The organism is Micromonospora sp. NPDC048947, from assembly GCF_040649495.1.
GTDB classification, from domain to species: Bacteria; Actinomycetota; Actinomycetes; order Mycobacteriales; family Micromonosporaceae; genus Micromonospora; species Micromonospora alfalfae.
This window is the reverse complement of record NZ_JBEZFO010000008.1, coordinates 151525-174010: the sequence shown is the minus strand read 5'-3', so window position 1 is coordinate 174010 and position 22486 is coordinate 151525. Positions and strand designations below refer to the sequence as shown.

Below are 22486 nucleotides of genomic sequence, written 5' to 3'. Positions count from 1 at the left end.
GCCTTGCTCAGCGGGTGGCGGCGGCCAGGGCGGCGCGCAGCTTCGCGGCGTCGCCCTGGGCCGGGTGCTCCCAGTCGGTCGGGCTCGCGGAGTAGAGCGTGCCGTACGCCGGGGTGTCCGGCTGGTAGCGCCACCCCTCGGCCAGCGGGCCAACGTCGACCGCGTCGTAGCCGATCTGGTCCAGGAAGGCCGTCACTTCGGCCTTCGCGGCGGCGTCGTCACCGGCGATCGCGAGGGCGCTACGGTCAGCCGCGCCGGTCGGCCGGGGGAGCGCGGCCAGGCCCTTGAAGTAGATGTTGTTGAAGACCTTGACCACTCGCGAGCCCGGCAGGTGGCGCTGGAGCAACTCGCTGCTGGTGATCTCGCCGGAGTCCAGCTCCGGGAAGACGCCATCGCGCTGCGGGTAGTAGTTGTTGGTGTCGATGACGACCTTGCCGGCCAGCGGTTCCACGGGCACCGCGCGGTACGCCTTCAGCGGCACGCTGACCACCACCAGGTCGCCGACCTGCGCCGCGTCCTGCGCGGTGCCGGCGCTGGCGTGCTCGCCCAGGGTCTCCACCAGGTCGGTGAGGGTCTCCGGGCCCCGCGAGTTGCTCAGCACCACGTCGTAGCCGGCGTCGACGGCCAGCCGGGCCACGGTGCCGCCGATGTTGCCACTGCCGATCAGTCCCACAGTTGTCATGCTCGTTCCCAACTCCGTCCACCCGCGACGAATTCCCGACCAGCCTGGTGGGTTATTCGGTTGGTTCGCCGCCGGGCGACTTCTCAGGCTGGTCGCGACCTACGCCGTCCCGGCGGGTGCCTGGGTGGCGGCGCGGGCCAGTCCTGCACAACGTACTGCTCGTGCTGGTCGCCGACCGGCTTCCCGCTGACGTGCCACTCTCCGGTGACGAGCGGGGCGGACCGCCTGTCGTTTCGTGGCGTCGACCCGGCGAGATCACGCTGGATCCTGGATGTAGTGGCATCCGAGAGACGGGAGGCCACTACATCCATGTTCGAGCGGGATCAAGGCGGCGCCGTGGAGCGCCCCGGGGTGTCAGGCGGTGGGGAGGGTCTTTTCGATGGCGGCGCGCAGGTCGTCGGAGTCGGGCGCGACAGTGGGGGCGAAGCGGGCGGCGACCGAGCCGTCCGGGGCCACCAGGAACTTCTCGAAGTTCCAGCGCACGTCACCGGTGTGCCCGTCGGCGTCCGGGGTGTCCACGAGCGCGGCGTAGAGCGGGTGCCGGTCGGGCCCGTTGACGTCGACCTTCTCGGTCAGCGGGAAGGTGACCCCGTAGTTGACCTGGCAGAAGTCGCTGATCTCGGCGGCGCTGCCCGGCTCCTGTCCGGCGAACTGGTTGCACGGCACGCCGAGCACCACGAGGCCCTGGTCGGCGTAGGAGTCGGCGAGCGTCTGGAGGGCGGCGTACTGCGGGGTGAGGCCGCAGCGGGAGGCGACGTTGACGACCAGCAACGCCTTGCCGCGGTGGCGGGCCAGGTCGGCGGGGCCGCCGTTGAGGGCGTCGATCGGGATGTCGAAGACGGTCATGGGCCGAGGCTACGCGCCGGTCGGCTGTCGACCCGGGGTGGGCGCAGCGTGAGCACTCCGTGCACCAGGAGAAATCGAAACATGCGCATCTTGACGAACTGATGACGCCGTGAGTACCGTCTCACCATCTCTTTTGGAAAGTTTCCTAACAGTTCGGGAGACGCCTCATGAAAAGATCGCTCCGCCGGGCCCTCTGGGCCGGTGCCGTGGTCGCCGTGACCGTCGCAGCGGTGCCGGTGACCACCGCGTTCGGCGCCGGCACGGTCACCACCACCTTCACCAAGGCGCAGGACTGGGGGACCGGTCACGAGACGAGGGTGACGGTCACCAACGGCTCCAGCGCCACCGTCACCACCTGGCGCATCGAGTTCGACCTGCCGTCGGGCACCACCATCAGCAGCGCGTGGGACGCCGACGTCACCAGCAGCGGCAACCACTACGTCGCGGTCAAGAAGAGCTGGGCCGGCGGCATCGCCCCCGGCGCCTCGTTCAGCTGGGGATACAACGGCAGCGGGGCCTACAAGGCACCGCTGAACTGCACCATCAACGGTGCCGCGTGCGGCGGCGGGACGACCCCGCCGACCACCACTCCGCCGACCACCACCCCACCGACGACGACGCCGCCCACCACCCCTCCGCCCACCACGCCACCGCCGACCACCAACCCGCCGAACCCGGGCGGCAAGAAGGTCGTCGGTTACTTCGCGGAGTGGGGCGTCTACGGGCGCAACTACCACGTCAAGAACATCCAGACCAGCGGCTCGGCCGCCAAGCTGACCCACATCCTGTACGCCTTCGGCAACACCACCGGTGGCCGTTGCGCCATCGGTGACAGCTACGCCGACTACGAGAAGGCGTACACCGCGGCGGAGAGCGTGGACGGCGTCGCCGACACGTGGGACCAGCCGCTGCGCGGCAGCTTCAACCAGCTGCGCAAGCTCAAGCAACTGAACCCGCACCTCAAGGTGATCTGGTCGTTCGGTGGCTGGACCTGGTCCGGCGGCTTCACCCAGGCCGCGCAGAACCCGGCCGCGTTCGCCGAGAGCTGCTACAACCTGGTCGAGGACCCGCGTTGGGCGGACGTCTTCGACGGCATCGACGTCGACTGGGAGTACCCCAACGCCTGCGGTCTGAGCTGTGACAGCAGTGGCCCGAACGCGTTCAAGAACGTGATCAGCGCGTTGCGGTCGAAGTTCGGGTCCAGCGCCCTGGTCACCGCCGCCATCACCGCGGACGGCAGCAACGGCGGCAAGATCGACGCCACCGACTACGCCGGCGCCATCGGCAACCTCAACTGGCTGATGCCGATGACCTACGACTACTTCGGCGCCTTCGCCGCCCAGGGTCCGACGGCACCGCACTCACCGCTCACCTCGTACACCGGCATCCCGCAGCAGGGCTTCAACTCCGACGCGGCGATCCAGAAGCTCAAGAGCAAGGGCGTCCCGGCCAACAAGCTGCTGCTCGGCATCGGCTTCTACGGTCGGGGCTGGACAGGTGTCACCCAGGCCGCTCCGGGTGGCAGCGCCACCGGCGCGGCGCCGGGCACCTACGAGGCTGGCATCGAGGACTACAAGGTCCTCAAGAACACCTGCCCGGCCACCGGCACGATCGCCGGCACCGCGTACGCCAAGTGCGGCAGCAACTGGTGGAGCTACGACACCCCGTCGACCATCAACGGCAAGATGACGTACGCGAACAACCAGGGCCTCGGTGGCGCGTTCTTCTGGGAGCTCTCCGGTGACACGAGCAACGGCGAGCTCATCGGCGCCATCAAGGGCGGTCTCGGCTGAGCCGAGGGCCGACGCACCACCCACACGGCGGGAAGGGGCCCGCACCGTCCCTTCCCGCCCGTGACACAGCGGCCCGGTCGACGCCCAGCGTCGGCCGGGCCGCCGCCGTTGGGCTCGGTCAGCCGGATGTGGCAGACTCGCGGCTCGGCACGTCTCGATCTCACCGCCGACGGAGGTGATCATGCGCCCGACACACCGCAGGCTGGCGGCGACCGCCGCCGGGCTGATGCTGCTACCGGTTGCCCTGGTCGGCTGCGGCATCGGCGACAAGGACGAGAAGTCCGCCGCCAAGCCGGCCCGAGCCCCCGCCGAGGAGGCCACCACCCGCTCCCGCGAGCGCGTGCAGGCGTACCTCGACGCGATGGCCGCCAAAGACGTCGACGCCGGCCGCAGCCAGCTCTGCGCTCTGCTGCACGACGGCTTCGACCTGGGCGCCACCGGCCCCAACGGCGACTTCGCCGACCACTTCCAGGTGCCGGAGGCGGCCATCACGGACATCCGGTCCGGTCCGCTCGGGCAGGAGGTCCGCGTCTCGGTCTCGGTCGCGGTCGGCAAGCGCACCGTCATCCGGCCCTTGATCTTCACCGTCACCCGGGACGGAAGCGACTGGTGCATCGCCGGCGAAGCGCCGGGTGGGCCCGTCGCCCCCACGCCGACCGGCGTCGCCCCCACCCCCGCGTCCTGACCGGCGTCCGGCAGATTGATCTCCCATCTGCCGGAACCGTCCCCCTCGCCGCCCGGCCACCGCTACCGTCGCCGTACGCTTTCTGACATGCGCCATGAGTGGCATCAGTTGAGCCATCCCGCTGTGGGCAGCCCGGGCCTGCAGACCAGCCGACCGACAGTCGATTCCGCCGAGGACGCCGCGCTCGGTCTGGACCGATGGCGGGAGCTGCCCCGCGAGCAGGTTCCGCCGTGGTCCGACCCGGCTGCCGTGGCCGCGGTCTGCAAGGTCCTCGACACGGTGCCGTCGGTCGTCGCGCCCTACGAGGTGGACCAACTCCGACAGAAGCTCGCCCTGGTCTGCGAGGGCAAGGCGTTCCTGCTGCAGGGTGGTGACTGCGCCGAGACGTTCGTGGACAACACCGAGAGCCACCTGCTGGCCAACGCCCGCACCCTTCTCCAGATGGCGATCGTGCTCACCTACGGGGCGTCGCTGCCGGTGGTCAAGGTCGCCCGGGTGGCCGGGCAGTACACGAAGCCCCGCTCGCTGCCGACCGACGCCCGCGGCCTGCCCGCGTACCGCGGCGACATGATCAACTCGCTGGAGGCCGACCCGACCGCCCGGGTGGCCGACCCGCAGCGCATGATCCGCGCGTACGCGAACTCCGCGGCGGCGATGAACATGCTCCGGGCGTACCTCGCCGGCGGGCTCGCCGACCTGCACGCCGTGCACGACTGGAACAAGGGCTTCGTGAAGAACTCCCCGGCGGGGGAGCGTTACGAGGCGATCGCCCGGGAGATCGACCGGGCGCTGGCCTTCATCCGGGCCTGCGGCATGACCGACGACGAGGCGTTGCGCACCGTCACGCTCTACTGCTCCCACGAGGCCCTGGCCCTGGAGTACGACCGGGCGCTCACCCGGGTCTCCGACCGTCGGGCGTACGGGCTCTCCGGGCACTTCCTGTGGATCGGCGAGCGCACCCGGCAGATCAGCGGGGCGCACATCGACTTCATCTCCCGGATCGCCAACCCGATCGGGGTCAAGCTCGGCCCGACGACCTCCCCGGACGAGGCGATCGAGTTGTGCGAGAAGCTCAACCCGGACAACATCCCCGGGCGGCTCACCCTGATCAGCCGGATGGGCAACCACCGGGTACACGACGCGCTGCCGCCGATCGTCGCCAAGGTCACCGCCGCCGGGGCCAAGGTGGTCTGGCAGTGCGACCCGATGCACGGCAACACGCACGAGTCGTCGAACGGCTACAAGACCCGGCACTTCGACCGCATCGTCGACGAGGTGCTCGGCTACTTCGAGGTGCACCGAGGGCTGGACACCCACCCCGGCGGCCTGCACGTCGAGTTGACCGGCGAGGACGTCACCGAGTGCCTCGGCGGCGCCCAGGGGATCGAGGATCTTGACCTGCCCGACCGGTACGAGACCGCCTGCGACCCGCGTCTGAACACCCAGCAGTCGTTGGAGTTGGCGTTCCTCGTAGCGGAAATGCTGCGGGGCTGAGCGTGTGAGCCCGCAGCCGGCAAGTCAGAGGATGACCATGGCTGACGCGGGGCTGAGCGTGCGAGCCCGCAGTTTGCCAGTTGGCAGTTGAAAGGGATGACAGTGCCTGATCTGTTCGTGGACCTGCGGTCCGACACGGTGACCCGACCCACCGCCGGGATGCGGGAGGCGATGGCCGCCGCTGAGGTCGGTGACGACGTCTACGGCGAGGACCCGAGCGTCAACGCGCTGGAGGCCGAGGTCGCCGCGTTGTTCGGGCACGAGGCGGCGCTGTTCGCCCCGAGTGGTTCGATGGCGAACCAGATCGCCCTGCAACTGCTGGTGTCGCCCGGCGACGAGTTGCTCTGCGACGCCGACGCGCACGTGGTCACGTACGAGATCGGCGCCGCGGCCGCGTACGGCGGGATCTCCTCCCGGACCTGGCCCGCGGTGGGCGCGGACATCGACCCGGAGGTGGTGGCCGGGATGATCCGGCCGGACGGTTACTTCGCCGTCCCCACCCGCGCGATCGCCGTCGAGCAGACCCACAACCGCGGCGGCGGCGGAGTGATTCCGCTGGCGACCCTGCGGGATCTGCGCGGGGTGGCTGACGAGGCGGGCGTCGCGCTGCACTGTGACGGCGCCCGGATCTGGCACGCGCACGTCGCCGACCGGGTGCCGCTGATCGAGTACGGCCGGCTCTTCGACACGCTGTCGGTGTGCCTCTCCAAGGGCCTCGGCGCGCCGGTCGGTTCGCTGGTGCTCGGCAGCGCGGAGAAGATCGAACGTGCCCGGCTGATCCGCAAGCGGATGGGCGGGGGCATGCGCCAGGCCGGCATTCTCGCCGCCGCCGGTCGGTACGCGCTCGCGCAGCACATCGACCGGTTGGCCGACGACCACGCGAAGGCGGCCCGGCTCGCCGAGGCGGTCGCGCCGTTCGGTGTGCTGGCCACCACGGTTCGTACCAACCTGGTCGCGCTGGACCTCACCAAGCACACCCTGGACGCGCGGGCCCTGGCCGCCGCGGCGCGGGCCGAGGGCGTACTGATCTCGGTGCTCGGCCCCCGTACCGCCCGCCTGGTCACCCACCTGGGCCTCAGCGACGCGGACATCGACCGCGCCCTGGCAGCCCTACCCCGCATCCTCGCCGCAGCCTAAAATCCACCCCACCCCCCGTTTACCTCGGTGATCAAGAGGTTTGCGTCAGATTCCGGTCGCCGGGTGACGCAAACCTCTTGATCAACAGGGTTGGTCAGGGGTGGGACAGGCGGGTGAGGGTGGCGATGTCGGCGGCGTGGCCCACGTGCTTCTCGCTGGGGGTTTCCACCACGATCGGGACGCCAGCGGTCGCCGGGTGCGCCATCAGCTCGGCGAAGGCGGGCTCGCCGATGCTGCCCTTGCCGATGTTCTCGTGCCGATCCCGGGTGGAGCCGCACAGATCCTTCGAATCGTTGGCGTGGATCAGCCGCAGCCGGTCCGCGCCGACAGTGGCCACCAGGGTGTCCAGCGTCGACGTCATGCCGCCCTCGGCCGCCAGGTCGTGGCCGGCCGCCCAGGCGTGGCAGGTGTCGAAGCAGACCCCGAGCATGGGATGCCCGTCCACCGCATCCAGGTAGGGGCCGAGTTGCTCCACCCGGGAGGCCAGTGAGCGGCCACCGCCGGCGCTCGGCTCGACAAGCAACATCGGCCCGCCAGCGTCGGCAGCCCAGTCGAGCAGCGGCAGCAACACCTCGCGGACCTGTCCCATCGCCGCCTCGGCGTGCCCCTCGTCCACCGAACTGCCCGCGTGGAACACCACCCCGCGCGCGCCGATCGCCACGCCCCGACGAAGCGCGTGGGCCAGTGTCTGACCCGACTTCTCGACGGTGGCCGGGGTGGGCGAGCCGAGGTTGACCAGCAGCGCGGCGTGGATGAACGCGGGAATGCCCCGCTCGGCGCAACCGTCGCGGAACAGCGCGTCCTGCACCGGGTCGCCGTTGGGCAGCGCCCAGCCTCGCGAGTTGGAGACGTAGACCTGCACCACCTGCGCACCGGTCGCGTCGGCGTACGGCAGGGCAGCCTTCGCCAGCCCACCCGAGGTCGGAGTGTGCGTGCCCACCGGTCGCGCGGAGATCGGCGGCATCAGAAGCACGTCAGTGTGACCGGGGTGCCGGGCGCCACCTGCGAATTCTCGCCCGGGATCTGGATCCGGACCACGGCGTTCGGGTTGATCGCCATCGTCACCGGGTAGCCCTGGCCCTCCAGCGCCTGCTTGGCCTGCTGGCACGGCAGGTCGATCACCCGCGGCATGACGACCAGCGGCGGGCCCTTGCTGACGTCCAGCTTGACCTCGGTGCCCTTCTCCACGCCGGCGCCATCGGCGGGGCTCTGGCCGAGGATCTCGTCCCTCGGCTTGTCGGAGTCCTTGTAGTTCTCCTTCAGCACCAGGTTGAGCTGGGCCAGGGCCGTCCGGGCGTCGGTCAGGCTCTTGCCGACCAGGTTCGGCACCGTCACCGGCGCCCTGCCCCGGCTCAGAATGAGGGTGACCTTCGCACCGGGTTTGACCTCGGTGCCCACCTTGGGGGAGCTTTCCACCACGACCCCGGCTGGCAGGTTGTCGTCGTAGCGGGGGGTGCCCTTGGCCACCACCAGCTTCACGTTGACCAGGTCCGCCTCGGCGAGCTCGAACTCCTTGCCGATCACATCCGGTACGGGGAAACGCTCCGGACCGAGGGAGAGGGTCAGGGTGATCGTGCCACCCTTGACGATCTCGGCAGCGGACGCCGGGTCCTGCTCCAGCACGCTGTCCTTCGGGGCTTTCTCGTCGAAGCGCGGCTCAGCGTACTTGACGAGAAGCCCGGCGCGGTCGGCCTTCGCCTGCGCCTCGGCCTTGCTCAGGCTCACCAGCTGCGGAGCGTCCGTGTAGCGGCCGACGCCGAACCACCAACCCCCGAGCGCGGCCACCAGGCCCAGCGTCACGACGACCGCCGCGACGGCCAGCCGGCCACGGGGGTTGCTCAGCACCGTGCTGCGCAGCGCGGCGAGCCGGGCGCCCAGGCCCTCCGCCGGCTCCGGGGCGGCGCGACGCCGCCCCGGCCCCTGGCTGCTGGCGCCCTCGGGCAGTCGTGCCCACGACGGGCGGTTGGCCGGCTGGAGCGTCGCCACCATCATGGTCGGCTGGGAGAGCGACGGTGCGTCACTGACCGGGCGGAGTACTGCGGTGTGGCTGTTGGCGTCGCCCAGACGATCCCGGGCCACCTGCACCTCGGCCAACAACGCGCCAGCGTCGGCGGGCCGCGCTCCCGGGTCGCGGCGGGTGGCCCGCTGCACCAGGTCGTCGAGGACCGACGGCAGGCCCGGCACCAGCGTGGAGGGCGCCGGCACGTCCCGGTCGACGTGCTGCCAGGCGACGTCCACCGGACGGTCCCCGTCGTACGGCACCCGGCCGGTGAGCATCTCGAACAGCACGATGCCGGCCGAGTAGACGTCGGTGCGCGGATCGGCGCGGCCCTCGGTGACCAGTTCCGGGGCGACGTACGCCACGGTGGCCATCAGCTGGTTGCCCTGCTCCTCGTCGGCGCTGGCCTCGACCGCCCGGGCCAGCCCGAAGTCGGCCACCTTCACCACGCTGTCGACCAGGTTGGCGACGCCACCGGTAGGCGCTTCCGCGACCAGCACGTTCTCCGGTTTGACGTCGCGGTGCACGAGACCGGCCCGGTGCGCGGCGGCGATCGCGGCGAGCATCTGCTCGGCGATGGCCAGCGCCTCGTCCGGGTTGAGCCGGCGACGCTCGGCCAGCACGTCACGCAGCGTGCGGCCACGGACGTACTCCATCACCAGGTACGGGAGGCCGGCGTGCGTGCCCTGGTCGTAGACCGCCACCACGTTCGGGTGGGTCAGCCGGGCGATGGTCTTCGCCTCGTCGGTGAACCGGGCCACGAAGTTGGCGATCCGGGCCCGGGCCTCGCTCGCCTGGGTCGGGTGAATGATCTTGACAGCGACGGTGCGCTCGAGGCGTTCGTCGGTGGCGGTGTACACGGTCGCCATGCCACCACGGGCCACGCGACCGCGAATGCGGTAGCGCCCGTCGATCAGCGAGCCCAGCAACGTGTCGGCGACCTGAGTGTCCATCGGCAGGCAGTCTATGTGTCCAGAGGGTGAAGGATGAACAGGATGCTACAGCCGTACACCGAACTGGTCCCTCCCGACGCGTTTCCCGCCCCTTGTTCGCTGGTCAGCGACGATCAGGAAAGAGGACGCAGAAGGGCCGCCCGGGGTGCCGGTGGCTCGTCGCGGCGGCGGCGTGGCAGGGTGGTCGGGTGACCGAACCCGTACCCGACCAGGCCGCGCCCGGCCTGGAGCTCGCCGGCCCCACCGACCCGGCCGACTGGTTGACCCTGCCCGACGTCGCCGAACGCCTCGACGTGTCGATCAGCAAGGTGCACCAGATGATCCGTGACCGGGAGCTGTTGGCGGTCCGCCGCGACGGCGTCCGCCGGATCCCAGCGGACCTGGTTGCCAACCAGACCGTGCTCAAGCACCTGCCCGGCGTGCTCAACCTGCTCGCCGACAACGGCTACGACGACGAGGCCGTCCTGCGCTGGCTCTACGAGCCGGACGACACCCTCCCCGGCGCCACCCCAGCCGCCGCCCTCTCCGGCGATCAGGCCCGCGAGGTGAAACGCCGAGCCCAGGCCCAGGGCTTCTAACTCCGTACCCCCGCGTTGATCATGAGGTTGGTGGCGCGGCACGCCGAGGCGAAGGCCGCCAACCTCATGACCAAGCCTGGAGGCGGGGGCGGGTGGGTTTAGTCGGACCGGCGGGTTGCGGCTATGGCCAGGTCGACCAGGGCTTGGCGGGCCTCGGTGTCGAGGTCGACGGCGGTCAGGGCGGCCAGGGCGGCGTCGGTGAGTGTGGTGATCCGCTGTTCGGTACGGGCCAGCGCCCCACTTCCCGAGATCACCTCGCGGAGCCGGGCCACGCCGTCCTCGTCCAGCTCCGGGTCGCCGAGCCGGCCGAGCAGCAGCTCACGACCCGCGTCGTCGGTGGCCTCCACCGTCGCCGCCACCAGATAGGTGCGCTTGCCCTCGCGTAGGTCGTCCCCGGCCGGTTTGCCGGTCAGCGCCGGGTCGCCGAAGACCCCCAGCACGTCGTCGCGGAGCTGGAACGCCTCGCCCAGCGGCAGCCCGTACGCCGAGTAGGCCGTCCGCACGTCCTCCGGCGCGTCGGCCAGCGCGGCGCCGAGCAGCATCGGGCGCTCAACTGTGTACTTGGCGGACTTGTACCGGGCGACCTTGCTGGCCCGTTCCACCGAGGTGTCCCCGGTGACCTGGGTGAGCACGTCGAGGTACTGCCCGACGGTGACCTCGGTGCGCATCTCGTCGAAGACCGGCCGGGCCCGGGCCAACGACCACAGGTCCAGGCCGGCGGAGTGCAGCAGCTCGTCGGACCAGACCAGACACAGGTCACCGAGCAGGATGGCCGCGGCGTCGCCGAAACCGTCCGGGTCGCCGCCCCAGCCAGCCTCCCGATGCCGAGTGGCGAAGCGTCGGTGCACCGCGGGCTCGCCGCGACGGGTGTCGGAACGGTCCATCAGGTCATCGTGGATCAGGGCGCTGGCCTGGACGAACTCCAGCGCGGCCAGGGCGGTCAGCACCTGGTCGCCGTCCAGCCCGCCGGCCCCTCGGAACCCCCAGTACGCGAATGCGGGACGCAGTCGCTTGCCGCCGCCGAGCACGAACGCCTCGATCGCCTCGGCCACCGGACCCAACGCCTCGTCCACTGCGGCGAGCCGGACCCGTTGGCCGGCCAGGAACTCGGTGAGAGCCTTGTCGACCCGCTGCCGCAGGCCGGCGCGGTCGACGGGGGACACGGGAGCAGCGTGGGTCACGCCCCGACGCTAGCCGGTCGTCCGTGCTCGTGCTCCACCGCCACGCGTAGTCCCGCCGGTGCGCCCGGGACCCGTCCGCCCGGCCGGTCGCGCGCCGGCCGCCGCGGCGCGGCCCGGCCCGGTGGCCCGCGTCGAGCCGGCTCGACGGGTCGCCGCGGCGGCCTCCGCGAGCACCACCAGCGGCACGTCCAGGACGACGGCGAGCCAGCCGAGCCAGAACCCGCCCGGCACGCGACGCTGTCGCTCCCACCGGGACACCTCGTGCCGACTCAGCGTCGGCACCCCGGCGGCGGCACACAACTCGAGGGCGGCTCGCTGCTGGCTCCAGCCACGGGCCAGTCGGCGCCGGGCCAGCAGCGGCCCGAGCTGCGCGGGGCGCGGCGATGCGGGCGGGATCATCTGTCCTCCTGGCGGGCGTCGGTGCGGTGACGACCCACCCGCCCGACCGGACGGGGCCGGCGTCACCGCTCGGTTGCTGACCCCCGCGCGGGGTCAGGGGCCACCCCCGCCGCCCCTCCCGCACCGTCCCTTCCTACAGCGGAGGTACGACGCCTTTCCGCCGTCGGTCGAGGCGCGGTGCGACACCGCCCACCGGCTCACGGCGGACCCGGGCGACGCCGTCCACCGGCTCACGGCGGACCCGGGCGACGCCGTCCACCGGCTCACGGCGGACCCGGGCGAAGCCGCCCACCGCTTCACGGCAGACCTGGTGAGGCCGCCCACCGGACCGGGCGGCACCGGCCGCTGGGTGGGAAGGGCCTGGGTCCTGGTGCCATCGACCGCTAGAGTCGGGTCGTGGCGCTCGGTCTTCCCTCGACACTCCCCAATCCGCAGCCGGCGATCGGGGAGCTCATCCGTGAGCACCAGCCGACCTTCTCGTTCGAGTTCTTCCCGCCCAAGACCGAGGCGGGGGAGCAGCTGCTCTGGCAGGCCATCCGCGAGCTGGAGTCGCTGCGCCCGTCGTTCGTGTCGATCACGTACGGCGCCGGCGGCTCGACCCGGGACACCACAGTGGCGGTGACCGAGCGGATCGCCACCGAGACCACCCTGCTGCCGATGGCCCACCTCACCGCTGTCAACCACTCTGTCGCCGAGCTGCGGCACGTGGTCGGCCGGCTCGCCGGGGTGGGGGTGCGCAACGTGCTGGCTGTTCGTGGCGACCCCCCGGGCAACCCGGGCGGTGAGTGGATCCGTCACCCCGAGGGCGTGGACTACGCCGAGGACCTGGTCCGGCTGGTGCGTGACGCCGGCGACTTCAGCGTCGGCGTGGCGGCCTTCCCGTACAAGCACCCGCGCTCGCCCGATGTGGCCAGCGACACTGCCCAGTTCGTCCGTAAGTGTCGGGCCGGCGCGGAGTTCGCGGTCACCCAGATGTTCTTCGACGCCGACGACTACCTGCGGCTACGTGACCGGGTGGCCGCCGCCGGCTGTGACACCCCGATCCTGGCCGGCGTGATGCCGGTGACCCAGTTCAGCACGATCGAGCGATCCGTGCAGCTGTCCGGTGCGCCGTTCCCACCGGCGTTGGCGGCCCGCTTCGAACGCGTCGCCGACGACCCGGACGCCGTCCGCCGGCTCGGCATCGAGCAGGCCAGCGAGATGTGCCGCCGGCTGCTGGACGAGGGCGTGCCGGGGATCCACTTCATCACCCTCAACCGGTCCACCGCGACCCGCGAGGTCTGGCAGAACCTGAAGGCCGGCGCCCGCGTGTGAACGATGCGCCTGCGACACCTGTTGCCCGGCACGACGGTTGATCCGTGGTGGGCACACAGCTGAACTGGGATCAGTACGCCACGGCGTGGGCGCGGTTGCACGGCGGGTTCGACCCTCGGGTCGCCGCGCCGGTGGTGCGCGCCTGGCTGCGATTCGCGTACCACGTCGGATATGTGCTGGGTCGACTGCGGGTCAGCCCCACCGCTGTCACAGTGGCCGGGGTGCTGCTCTGCTTCTGCGTACCGTTGCTGGTGGGCCGGCCGGGGGACGGGCCGTTCCTCGGCGCGCTGTTCGTGCTGCTCGCCGCCGTGGCGGACAGCGTGGACGGTGCGGTGGCGGTCGCCACCGGCCGCACCACCCGGCTCGGCTACGTCTACGACTCGGTCGCCGACCGGCTCGGTGAGGTGGCGTGGCTGCTGGCGTTCTGGCTGGTCGGCGCGCCGGGTGGGCTGGTCGTCGCGGGCGGCGCGCTGTCCTGGTTGCACGAGTACGTCCGGGCGCGGGCGGTCGCCGCCGGCATGCGGGAGATCGGCGCGGTGACAGTGGGGGAACGCCCCACCCGGGTTTCGGTGGCGCTGGCCGGTCTGCTGGTCGCCGGGCTGGCCGGGCTGATCGAGCCGGACCTGGCCGCCGGCACCATCACCATGGCGACAGCGGTCTGGGTGCTGCTTGCCGGTTTCGGCCTTGGGCAACTGCTCTCCAGCATCCGCCGCGCCCTGCTCGACGCCGACTGAGTGAGCCAGCGGCCGCAGACACCGGCTGAAAGGCGCAGGCCGGGACAGGCGCCGGCTGGAGCAGGCGGGGTCTACCAGGCGGGGCCGATCTCGTCGGCGACGATCTGCGCGGAGAGGGTCACCATCGGCAACCCGCCGCCCGGGTGGGTCGAGCCACCCACCAGCCACAGCCCGTTCGCCGGCCCTCGGTTCGCCGGGCGGAGCAGCCCACCGGCGGTGCCGTAGATCGAGCCACCTGGCGCGCCGGTCGCCACGTCCAGGTCGGCCGGGGTACGGATCTCGCGGAACAGCAACCGGTCACGCACGTCCACGCCGCGCCGCGCCAACACGTCCAGGATCCGGTCGGCGTACGCGTCGGCCAGCCCCGGGCGTCGCCAGTCGACAGCGCCCGCGGCGGTGCCCTGCCGGGCGGCGTTGACCAGCACGAACCACGCCTCGTGTCCGGCTGGGCGGACCATCGGGTCGTCGGCCACTGTGACGAACACCGCCGGGTCGGCCGCCGGCCGGGCCCGTACACCGCGCCCGGGGTCACCGAATACCGCGTCGAACTCGGCGTCGTAGTCGTCCGGGAAGAAGACATTGTGGTGGGCCAGCCCGGTGCTGCCGGAGACGCCGAGCAGCAGCACGAAGCCGGCGAGGCTGCGGTCGGTCAGCGCGGCCAGCCGACGCGGGTGCGGCAGCAGGTCACGGTAGACGGTGAGCGCGTCCACGTTGGCCACCACCACGTCGGCGGGCACCGGGGTGGTGACGCCGGCGAGGCGTACCCCGTGCACCCGGCCGCCGGTGGCGTCGATCCGTGTGACAGTGGCGTCGGTCTGCACGACCACGCCGAGGTCCAGGCAGCGGGTCAGCAGCGCGTCGGCGAGCGTGCCCAGCCCGCCGCGCAGGTACCAGCCGCCGAAGGCCAGCTCGGCGTAGGGGACCGCGACCAGCGCCGCCGGTGCCCGACGTGGGTCGGCGCCGGTGTAGGTGGCGTACCGGTCCAGCATCATCCGCAGCCGCGGGTCGGACAGGTGCCGGCGGCCCAGGCCGCGCAGACTGCGGCCCGGGGCGATGGCGGCCAGGTCGCCGACGCGCCAGGCCAGCGACGCGAGGTCGCGGGGGGAGTCGACGGTACGACGCAGGATGTCCCGTGAGGAGGCCTGCCACACCCGCGCCGCTCGGCGCCACAGCCGCTGCCAGTCGGCTGCCGCCCGGTCACCGAACGCGGCCCCGATCCGGGCGGTGAACTCCGCCGGGTCGGCGCACGAGTCCAGGGTCGGGCCACCGTCGGGAAAGACGTGTCGGACGATCGGGTCCAGTCCGACCAGGTCCAGGTATTCGTCGAGCTTCGCCCCGGTCGCCTCGAACAGGTCGTGGAAGACCTCGGGCAGGGTGAGCAGGCTCGGCCCGGTGTCGAAGTGGAACGACCCGGCCGGGGTGTCGTGCGCGTACCGGCCGAGTTTGCCGCCGACCGTGTCGGCCCGCTCGAAGACGGTCACCTGATGCCCGGTAGCGGCCAGCCGGGCGGCGGTGGCGAGGCCACCCACCCCGGCGCCGACGACCACGATCCGCGCCATGCCGCGTCCTCCCTAGCTGACCGGGCGGCCCCGCCAGGTCAGGCGGCGTCGCTTTCGCAGATGGTACGACCGCAGGGTCAGCCAACCGAGGACCACGACCGACACGGGGTGTGCGAGCGCGTCGGGCCACCACCGGCCACCGGTCGCGCGGGCGGTGAGCACCCGCCCGGCCACCCCGAGCACGTACGCGGCCAGGCCCACGGCGGCCACCCTCGGTGCGCCGGCCGCCGCACCCGTCAGCGCGATCAGCGGTGGGGCGGTGTAGAGCAGCAGCAGCGCCGCCACCACGGCTGCCGCCGCGCCCTGGTGCCCGAACGACGCCCAGAGCGACTTCGAGTACCCGTCGCGCAGTTGCGGCCAGTTGTCGTACATCCGGCAGGTGGCCAGCCGGGAGCCGTCGGCCAGGGCGATCCGCCCACCGGCCCGCTTGACCGCCCGGGCCAGCTCGACGTCCTCCAGGATCTTGTCGGCGACCGCGGCGTGCCCGCCGGCGGCGGTGTAGCCGGCCCGGTCCACCACCAGGAACTGCCCGCCCGCCGCGGCCAGCGACGGCCGCGACGAGCGTTCCATCGCGCGCAGCGGCAGGAAGGTCAGCCAGAGCCACTGCAACAGCGGCTGCACCAACCGGTCGCCGGCCGTCGCCACCACGATCCGGGGGTACGGCGACAGCAGCGTCACCCGGGCGGCGCGCAACTCGGTGACGGCAGCGGCCACGGCGTGCGGGGCGAGCACCACGTCGGCGTCGACGAAGACCAGCGCGGTGGCGTCCGGGTCGGCCCGGGTGGCCAACTGCCAGCAGGCGTGCGGTTTGCCCAGCCAGCCCGGCGGTGGGGCGACCCCGGTGAGCAGCGTGACCCGGGGGTCGTCGCCGGCCACCGCGCGGACCACGTCGGCGGTGCCGTCGGTGGACCCGTCGTCGAGGACCACGACGCGTAGCCCTGGTACGCCCCGCTGGGCCAGTAGGGCGCGCAGGCAGGGCGTGACCCGGGTGGCCTCGTCGCGCAGCGGCAGCAGCACTGTGACCGGCTCGTCGACGTCGTCGGGCCGGTCGGTGGGTCGGCGCAGCCACCGGGTGGCGTTGAGCCAGGTGTGCCCGGTCAACGCGGCGACGGCGATGAGCAGGGCGAGCAGGACGGTCATCGGGTCGCGTCGACGCCGGGGCGGTGTGGCTGGTGGGCCTCCCGACCGGAGTCACCGCCCCGGCGGGCACGCAGGAGGGTCACCGTCAGGGGTACGGCGGTCACCGACATGCCGGCGGCGCCCCAGAGCGCCGAGGCGGGCAGGTCGAGGAAGACGGCGTGGGCCAGGATGCTGGAGAAGTACGTCCACAGGTACAGCGCGACCATCGGGTGGTCCCGCCGATCGGTGTGCGCGGCGGCCGACCCGGCCAGCGGGCGCAGCGCGCTCATCATCAGCACCGCGAACAGCAGCCAGCCCAGGTAGTTGCTGACCGGGATGCCGGCCAGGCCGGGCAGGGCCGGGGTGGCGTCGCGCCAGACCCAGTAGCCCTCGGCCACCATCTGCGGGTCGAGGAAGAGGTCCCAGGCGGCCAGCCCCACGGTGGCCAGCGCGATCCGCCCCACCCATCGACCCACAGCGGGCCCGCTGCCGCCGGCTGTCGGCCCGCTGCCGCCCGCCGTTGCGGCAGTGCCGCCGGTCAGTCGGACCGCTGCCAGCCAGGCCGGCCAGGCCATCCAGGTCCAGGCCAACGGAATGATCAGCGGCACGCCGGCCAGCTTGGGGCCCAGCTCTCCGGAGTAGTCGTAGCTGCCGAACGGCACGCCGGTGGCCACCCCGATCGCCTCGATCGCGAACCCGCCGCCGGTGGCCACCGCGACCAGCGCCGCCGCCACCCGTGGGCCCCGGCTGAGCAGCGCGTGGCCGACCGAGAGCAGCCAACCGAGGACGACGGTGGCCACTGTGAGCCCCGCCCGGGTGGCGCCGGTGGTGAGCGGGTAGCAGATCTGGGCGAGCACCAGGACGGCGAGCAGCGTCCAGGAGATCCGCCGGGTCATGACGCCGGTGGCTCGAGCGGCAGATCCCGACCGAGTACGCCGAACGGTCGCTCGTCGCCGGGGAAGTGGAAGTCGCGCAGCACGTCGACGAAGCCGAACCGTCGGTACAACCGCCAGGCCCGCGAGGTCTGCTCGTCGGCCTCCGGCGTGGACAGCAGCACGGTGTCGCCCTCCGCCATGCCGAGCAGCGCGCGCAGCTGACCGGTGCCCAGGCCGTGCCCCTGCGCCGGTGGCCGGACGTGCAACTCGACCACCTCGAAGCAGTGGGTGAGCCAGCGCGTGCGGGTCGGGGCGTCCAGCGCGCGGTGCACCTGGTCGTGCCACCACTGGCCGGAAGCGCCCAGGTAGCCGTAGCCGAAGCCGGCGAGGTGACCCTCGCTGGTCAGGCTGGCGACCGCCCGGAAACCCGGCCGGCGGACGTGGGTGGCGATGTAACCGCGCCGGGCTTCCAGCAGGTCGGTGCGGTATCCCATCGCCTCGCCGTAGACGGCCACCACGTCGTCCAGCCGCCGGACGAGATCGTCCGGCGTCCAGCGCACCAACCTCATGCCCGTCCACCCTTCACCGTTTCCGGGCCGCCGTCGGCGACCCACCCGAGCACCGACCGGTCGCCGACCACGTCGCGTACCTCGAACCGGGCGAACAGCTCCTCGGCGTACCAGCCCGCGGTGGGGGTTCGCATGATCGCCGCCCGATGCTCCGGGTGACGGTACGCGAACGCCACCAGGTCCGTCGGGTCGCGCCACACGCTCACCGTGCCCTGCCAACCCAGCGGGGCCTCTCCGACCCCGAACCGGGCCAGCAGGCCGGGCGCGTCGCGCAGGGCGGCGGCCACCGGCGGGATCGCCCGCCAGAAGGTGGCCGCCCGGCGGGCCCGCAGCCGGGCCCGGGTCAGTGCCAGCACCGGGCCGGTGACCCGGCCGCCCGACGGGTCGCCGAACGGTCGCTGGCCGGACCACTCGCCCCGGCTGGTCAACGGGCGTAGGTCGATTCGCGCCTGGGCGTGGGCGATGCGCGCCCAGGCCCGCCCGACCGGCGAGTCGTCGAAGCCGGCCGCCGCGGCGGGAGAGTCCCAGACGGTCAGCGCCGCCCACCGGGTCAGGTCGGCGTCCCGTGGCCCGAAGTCGGTGCCGGTTCCGGTGCCCAGCAGTTTGCCGAACCGGACGCCGGGGAGGGCCCGCAACCGGCGGGGGTCCATCGCCATCCGGGTCAGCGCCCGGGGCAGCGCGCCACGGGAGGTCCGCCACACGTGCAGCGTGACCAGTTCCGGAGCGGCGCTGCTGCTTCGCTCGCTCACGCCACCTCGGCCGGGGTGCCGGCGGTGACCCGCAACAGCTCGGTGTAGGTGGTCGGGAAGACCGCCTGGGGTACGCCACCCGCGGCCCAGATCTCCGGGTACGCCGCCAGCGCCGTGTCCACCAGGGTGCGCAGCGGGTGCGGGTGCCCGAGTGGGGCGACCCCGCCGATCGGCTGCCCGGTGTGGGCCCGGACGAACTCCGGGGTGGCCCGACGCAGTCGGGTGACGCCGATCGATGCCGCCAGACCGGCGGTGTCGACCCGGTGTGCGCCGGAGGTGAGGACGAGCAACGGCGTGTCGTCCGCGTCGAAGATCAGTGAGTTGGCGATCTGGCCGACCTCGACGTCGAGCGCCTCGGCGGCCGCCGCGGCGGTGTGTACCGCGTCGGGCAGCAGACGGACCATGCTGGGCTCACCGGCGCCGTCGAGCGTGCCGGCGGCGGTGAGCGCGTCCTGCACCGCCCGTACGTTCGGGTGTGGCTGCATCCCGCCATTCTTCCCGGTCCGTTGGTGGCCGGTTCAGTCGGCCGGCACGCTCGGCGCGTCACACGTTGCATTTTCGTCGGAGGGGAGGTGTACTGTCAGCAGCAGTTAGAACGAGTGTTCGATTGCCTCGAACGCCCGTTCCAACCAGCCGGAGCGCGGCGTTTCGCGGCGCCACCTCCGGGCGGTGCGGCTCCGCGGGCCGCACCTGGGTTTCCGGGCAGTCGCGAGCCTGGTCCCAACAGGCAGGAGCGTCGCCCACCGCCCACGACCCCCGGGCGGCGGGCGACGCACCCGCCGGTCCGCCGGCCGGGTGTGGTGTGGGGAAGCATCCACACCCGGCCGGCCACACCCGGTGCGTCTTCCTCCGCACCACCCGACCTCGGCGTCTCGTCGGTGGCATCAGCCACCGCAGTGACGTCTCGGCCACGTGGAGGAGAGACATCCATGCCGACCAACCCGGCTCAGGCACCGACGGTGCCGGCGCACGTGCTGCCGCACCGCACCCCCGCCCAACTCCTCACGTTGGCCCGCCGTGGGCTGGTCGAGGCCGGCCAGACCCGACCTGACGGCCTGCGCTACGCAGCTGCCCACCTGGCCGCCCTGCGCGCGGCGGCGGCTCTGCTCGCCGCCCGGGCCCGACCCGCGCCGAGTCGACGCAACCGGATCACCAGCGTCTGGGTCCTCCTCTGCGCCGTCGCCCCGGAGCTCGACGAGTGGTCCCGGTTCTTCGCCGCGGGGGCCAGCAAGCGTGCCGCCGCCGAGGCCGGCATCCCCCGGGTGGTCAGCGCCCGGGAGGCCGACGATCTGCTCCGGGCTGCCGAACAGTTCGTCACGGTGGTGGAAACCGCGCTCGGCGTGGCCCACCAACCGGCCCTGGACGGCCTCGCCGCCTGATCCCGCCGTGCCACCGGCCGCCCCGCGGGGGGAGCCGGGCGGCCGGTGGCACGGCGTGCCGGTCCTGATCTGATCCACAGCAACGACGGGGGAGTTGGTCCAATGGCGGGCCGCATGGTGGTCGGTTCCGCCGCGCTGGCCGATCTGGTGCGCCCGGCGAGCGCGCCCGACCCGGTCGGTGGCCACCGAGTGCTGCCGGTGGTGCCCGAGCTGACCGGTCTGCTGCCCAACCGGGGTCTGCGCCGGGGCAGCACCATCGCGGTCGCCGCCGGCCAGCCCCGCCGCAGCGGTGGCACCTCGCTGCTGCTGGCCCTGCTCGCCGAGGCGTCCCGGGCCGGTTCGTGGTGCGCCGTGGTCGGGGTGCCGACGTTCGGCGCGGGCGCGGCGGCTGAGTTGGGCATCGCCCTGGACCGGCTGGCCCTGGTGCCGAACCCCGGCCCCGAGTGGGCCACAGTGGTCGCCGCGCTGATCGACGGGGTGGACGTCGTGGTCACCACAGTGCCGGCCTCGGTCTCCGCCTCGGTCGCCACCCGGTTGGCGGCCCGGGCCCGGCAGCGCGGCAGCGTGCTCGTCCCGTACGGCCGGTGGGACGGCGCGGATGTGACGCTGCAGGTGGTCCGGGGAGTCTGGGAGGGTCTCGGGCTGGGCCGGGGGCGGTTGCGCCGCCGGGAGATCACCGTCTCGGCGCGCGGGCGCGGGGCGGCCGCCCGGCCCAAGGAGATCAAGGTCTGGCTCCCCGGTGACGAGCTGACCCGGGTGATCCCTCGTACGCTGCCGTCGCCCGTGGGCCGATCGGCCGCGCCACTCGCGCTGGTCGGTCGGGGATGACCGGCGCGCCGGCACGCACGCTGCTGCTGTGGTGCCCGGACTGGCCGGTGCTCGCCGCCGAGATCGTCGACGGGGTGCCGGCGACCGGCCCGGTCGCCGTGCTGCACGCCAATCGGGTGGTCGCCTGCTCCGAGCGGGCCCGCGCCGAGGGGGTGCGTCGAGGGCTGCGCAAGCGGGAGGCGCAGGGGCGCTGCCCGCAGCTCACCGTCGTGGAGTACGACCCCGGCCGGGACGCCCGGGCGTTCGAGCCGGTGGTCGCCGCGGTGGAGGAGTTGGTCGCCGGCGTCGAGGTGGTCCGTCCGGGGGCCTGCGCGGTGGCCGCCCGGGGGCCGGGCCGCTACCTCGGTGGTGAGGAGGCGGCCGCTGAGCGGATCATCGAGCACGTGGCGCAGTCGTGCCTGGTGGAGAGCCAGGTCGGCATCGCCGACGGAGTGTTCGCGGCCGGGTTGGCCGCTCGCGCCGGCCGGGTGGTGGCACCGGGTGGGACACCGGAGTTCCTGGCCGGGTTGCCGGTCGAGGCGCTCGGCCGGTCGGCGCTGGCCGACCTGCTGCGTCGGCTGGGCGTACGCACCCTCGGCGACTTCGCCGCCCTGCCGGCCGGCGACGTGCTGGCCCGGTTCGGGTTCGACGGTGCGCTGGCCCACCGGCTGGCCGCCGGGCGGGACCACCGCCCACTCGCCGTCCGGCAGCCGCCGGCCGACCTGACGGTGACCGCCGAGCACGACGAGCCGATCGACAGGGTCGACGCGGCGGCGTTCGTGGCCCGGGCGCTGGCCGAGCGGTTGCACGAACGGCTGGCCGGGCACGGGCTGGCCTGCACCCGGCTCGGCATCGAGGCGGTCACCGAGCACGGTCAGGAGCTGCACCGGGTGTGGCGGCACGATGGCCTGCTCACCGCCTCGGCCATCGCCGACCGGGTGCGCTGGCAGCTCGACGGGTGGCTCTCCGGCAGCAACGGCCGCGCCGGTGCCCGGCCGGCCCGACCGACGGCCGGCATCATCCGGCTGCGACTGATACCGGACGGGGTGATCGCCCAGGCCGGTCTGCAGGCCGGCCTCTGGGGGGAGACCGGCGAGGAGCGGGAACGCGCGCACCGGGCGTTGAGCCGGGTGCAGGGCATCCTCGGCCCGGAAGCGGTGGTCACCGCGGTGCTCGGTGGTGGGCGCTCCCCGGCCGACCAGGTGCGACTGGTGCCGTGGGGCGACGAACGCGTCCCCGCCCGCCCTGGCCCGCCGGCCGATGCCGGCGCCGACCCGGGCACCGGCCGGGGTGGAGGCGGGGCTCCGCCGTGGCCGGGCCGGCTGCCGGCGCCCGCGCCGGCGGTGGTGCTGCCCAACCCGCTCGCGGCGACGGTGCACGACGCCGCCGGCGAGCCGGTGGTGATCAGCGCGCGGTTGGCGGTGAGCGCCCCACCGGCTCGGCTGGTGGTCGGCACCGGCCAGCCGGCGGAGATCGTGGGCTGGGCCGGCCCGTGGCCCGTGGACGAGCGGTGGTGGGCGCCGGTCGAGGCCCGTCGACGGGCCCGGTTCCAGGTCAGCCTGGCCGACGGTGCCGCCCTGCTGCTGGCCGTCGAGGCCGGGCAGTGGTTGGTGGAGGCGATCTATGACTGAGCC

The 22486-nt window shown here is 73.1% G+C and carries 23 protein-coding genes; 10 read left to right on the top strand and 13 right to left on the bottom strand.

From position 1 onward, the window contains the following. Window positions 1-7 precede the first annotated feature (7 nt). Together AB0B98_RS14310 and AB0B98_RS14305 are read right to left on the bottom strand one after the other, a co-directional pair. Window positions 8-682 carry an NADPH-dependent F420 reductase gene (locus AB0B98_RS14310; protein WP_357362923.1) on the bottom strand — a complete coding sequence of 225 codons (675 nt, stop codon included), beginning with the start codon at window positions 680-682 and terminating at the stop codon, window positions 8-10. A 354-nt stretch (window positions 683-1036) separates the two neighbouring features. Then, window positions 1037-1528 carry a glutathione peroxidase gene (locus AB0B98_RS14305; protein ID WP_357362921.1) on the bottom strand — a complete coding sequence of 164 codons (492 nt, stop codon included), beginning with the start codon at window positions 1526-1528 and terminating at the stop codon, window positions 1037-1039. Window positions 1529-1695: 167 nt separating this feature from the next. On the opposite strand from AB0B98_RS14305, the gene AB0B98_RS14300 reads away from it, so the two are divergent. The 4 genes from AB0B98_RS14300 to AB0B98_RS14285 all read left to right on the top strand — a co-directional run bounded on the left by AB0B98_RS14300 (window position 1696) and on the right by AB0B98_RS14285 (window position 6637). Further along, window positions 1696-3321, top strand: a complete 1626-nt coding sequence (locus AB0B98_RS14300; protein WP_328652807.1) for a glycosyl hydrolase family 18 protein — start codon at window positions 1696-1698, stop codon at window positions 3319-3321. 181 nt (window positions 3322-3502) lie between these two features. Beyond that, window positions 3503-4006, top strand: a complete 504-nt coding sequence (locus tag AB0B98_RS14295) for a nuclear transport factor 2 family protein (RefSeq protein ID WP_238667407.1) — start codon at window positions 3503-3505, stop codon at window positions 4004-4006. Window positions 4007-4093: 87 nt separating this feature from the next. Further along, on the top strand, window positions 4094-5500 hold the full coding sequence (locus tag AB0B98_RS14290) for a class II 3-deoxy-7-phosphoheptulonate synthase (RefSeq protein WP_357362919.1): 1407 nt from the start codon (window positions 4094-4096) through the stop codon (window positions 5498-5500). 102 nt (window positions 5501-5602) lie between these two features. Further along, on the top strand, window positions 5603-6637 hold the full coding sequence (locus AB0B98_RS14285; protein ID WP_238667406.1) for a GntG family PLP-dependent aldolase: 1035 nt from the start codon (window positions 5603-5605) through the stop codon (window positions 6635-6637). A gap of 94 nt (window positions 6638-6731) precedes the next feature. Here the strand turns inward: AB0B98_RS14285 and AB0B98_RS14280 are convergent, their stop codons facing one another. Next, a complete protein-coding gene (locus AB0B98_RS14280) occupies window positions 6732-7601 on the bottom strand; it encodes a deoxyribonuclease IV (protein ID WP_238667405.1) in 870 nt (289 codons plus the stop codon). Beyond that, window positions 7601-9589: a Stk1 family PASTA domain-containing Ser/Thr kinase gene (gene pknB / locus AB0B98_RS14275; protein ID WP_357362917.1), complete on the bottom strand. Its 1989-nt coding sequence runs from the start codon at window positions 9587-9589 to the stop codon at window positions 7601-7603. Before pknB ends, AB0B98_RS14280 begins: the two co-directional genes overlap by 1 nt. A gap of 188 nt (window positions 9590-9777) precedes the next feature. Here pknB and AB0B98_RS14270 point away from each other — a divergent pair, with 188 nt between their 5' ends. Further along, a complete protein-coding gene (locus AB0B98_RS14270) occupies window positions 9778-10167 on the top strand; it encodes an Rv2175c family DNA-binding protein (RefSeq protein WP_091408069.1) in 390 nt (129 codons plus the stop codon). A gap of 98 nt (window positions 10168-10265) precedes the next feature. On the opposite strand, the gene AB0B98_RS14265 is transcribed toward AB0B98_RS14270, so the two are convergent. The 3 genes from AB0B98_RS14265 to AB0B98_RS14255 form a co-directional block, all read right to left on the bottom strand. Further along, window positions 10266-11348: a polyprenyl synthetase family protein gene (locus tag AB0B98_RS14265; RefSeq protein WP_238667403.1), complete on the bottom strand. Its 1083-nt coding sequence runs from the start codon at window positions 11346-11348 to the stop codon at window positions 10266-10268. A 9-nt stretch (window positions 11349-11357) separates the two neighbouring features. Next, window positions 11358-11747 carry a helix-turn-helix domain-containing protein gene (locus AB0B98_RS14260; RefSeq protein WP_357362915.1) on the bottom strand — a complete coding sequence of 130 codons (390 nt, stop codon included), beginning with the start codon at window positions 11745-11747 and terminating at the stop codon, window positions 11358-11360. Between the two features lie 133 nt (window positions 11748-11880). After that, a complete protein-coding gene (locus AB0B98_RS14255; protein WP_357362913.1) occupies window positions 11881-12039 on the bottom strand; it encodes a hypothetical protein in 159 nt (52 codons plus the stop codon). A gap of 104 nt (window positions 12040-12143) precedes the next feature. Between AB0B98_RS14255 and metF the strand changes: the two genes are divergently transcribed. After that, window positions 12144-13061 (top strand): methylenetetrahydrofolate reductase [NAD(P)H], encoded by a 918-nt coding sequence (gene metF, locus AB0B98_RS14250; RefSeq protein WP_112623915.1) that lies wholly within the window; start codon window positions 12144-12146, stop codon window positions 13059-13061. Window positions 13062-13105: 44 nt separating this feature from the next. Next, window positions 13106-13795 carry a CDP-alcohol phosphatidyltransferase family protein gene (locus AB0B98_RS14245; protein WP_112582773.1) on the top strand — a complete coding sequence of 230 codons (690 nt, stop codon included), beginning with the start codon at window positions 13106-13108 and terminating at the stop codon, window positions 13793-13795. Window positions 13796-13866: 71 nt separating this feature from the next. Here AB0B98_RS14245 and crtI read toward each other — a convergent pair whose 3' ends face one another. Genes crtI through AB0B98_RS14215 form a run of 6 tightly spaced genes read right to left on the bottom strand, consistent with a single transcriptional unit; the run spans window position 13867 to window position 19151 of the window. Beyond that, a complete protein-coding gene (crtI, locus tag AB0B98_RS14240) occupies window positions 13867-15354 on the bottom strand; it encodes a phytoene desaturase family protein (RefSeq protein WP_357362911.1) in 1488 nt (495 codons plus the stop codon). Between the two features lie 12 nt (window positions 15355-15366). Then, entirely contained in the window at window positions 15367-16494 is a 1128-nt protein-coding gene (locus AB0B98_RS14235; protein ID WP_357362909.1) for a glycosyltransferase, read from the bottom strand. Continuing rightward, window positions 16491-17369: a carotenoid biosynthesis protein gene (locus AB0B98_RS14230; protein WP_357362906.1), complete on the bottom strand. Its 879-nt coding sequence runs from the start codon at window positions 17367-17369 to the stop codon at window positions 16491-16493. Before AB0B98_RS14230 ends, AB0B98_RS14235 begins: the two co-directional genes overlap by 4 nt. Beyond that, complete coding sequence (locus tag AB0B98_RS14225) at window positions 17366-17917, bottom strand: GNAT family N-acetyltransferase (RefSeq protein ID WP_124817698.1); 552 nt, start codon at window positions 17915-17917, stop codon at window positions 17366-17368. Before AB0B98_RS14225 ends, AB0B98_RS14230 begins: the two co-directional genes overlap by 4 nt. Next, window positions 17914-18666 carry a monooxygenase gene (locus tag AB0B98_RS14220; RefSeq protein ID WP_357362904.1) on the bottom strand — a complete coding sequence of 251 codons (753 nt, stop codon included), beginning with the start codon at window positions 18664-18666 and terminating at the stop codon, window positions 17914-17916. The genes AB0B98_RS14225 and AB0B98_RS14220 overlap by 4 nt, the downstream gene beginning before the upstream one ends. Next, window positions 18663-19151: a YbaK/EbsC family protein gene (locus tag AB0B98_RS14215; protein WP_357362902.1), complete on the bottom strand. Its 489-nt coding sequence runs from the start codon at window positions 19149-19151 to the stop codon at window positions 18663-18665. Before AB0B98_RS14215 ends, AB0B98_RS14220 begins: the two co-directional genes overlap by 4 nt. Window positions 19152-19595: 444 nt before the next feature. On the opposite strand from AB0B98_RS14215, the gene AB0B98_RS14210 reads away from it, so the two are divergent. The 3 genes from AB0B98_RS14210 (at window position 19596) to AB0B98_RS14200 (ending at window position 22483) form a co-directional block, all read left to right on the top strand. Beyond that, window positions 19596-20045, top strand: a complete 450-nt coding sequence (locus tag AB0B98_RS14210; protein ID WP_007463070.1) for an SAV_6107 family HEPN domain-containing protein — start codon at window positions 19596-19598, stop codon at window positions 20043-20045. Window positions 20046-20147: 102 nt separating this feature from the next. Further along, the gene (locus AB0B98_RS14205) at window positions 20148-20873 is read left to right on the top strand and encodes a hypothetical protein (RefSeq protein WP_357362901.1); all 726 of its coding nucleotides are present in this window, start codon (window positions 20148-20150) and stop codon (window positions 20871-20873) included. Then, a complete protein-coding gene (locus AB0B98_RS14200) occupies window positions 20870-22483 on the top strand; it encodes a DNA polymerase Y family protein (RefSeq protein WP_238667396.1) in 1614 nt (537 codons plus the stop codon). The genes AB0B98_RS14205 and AB0B98_RS14200 overlap by 4 nt, the downstream gene beginning before the upstream one ends. Window positions 22484-22486 lie beyond the last annotated feature (3 nt).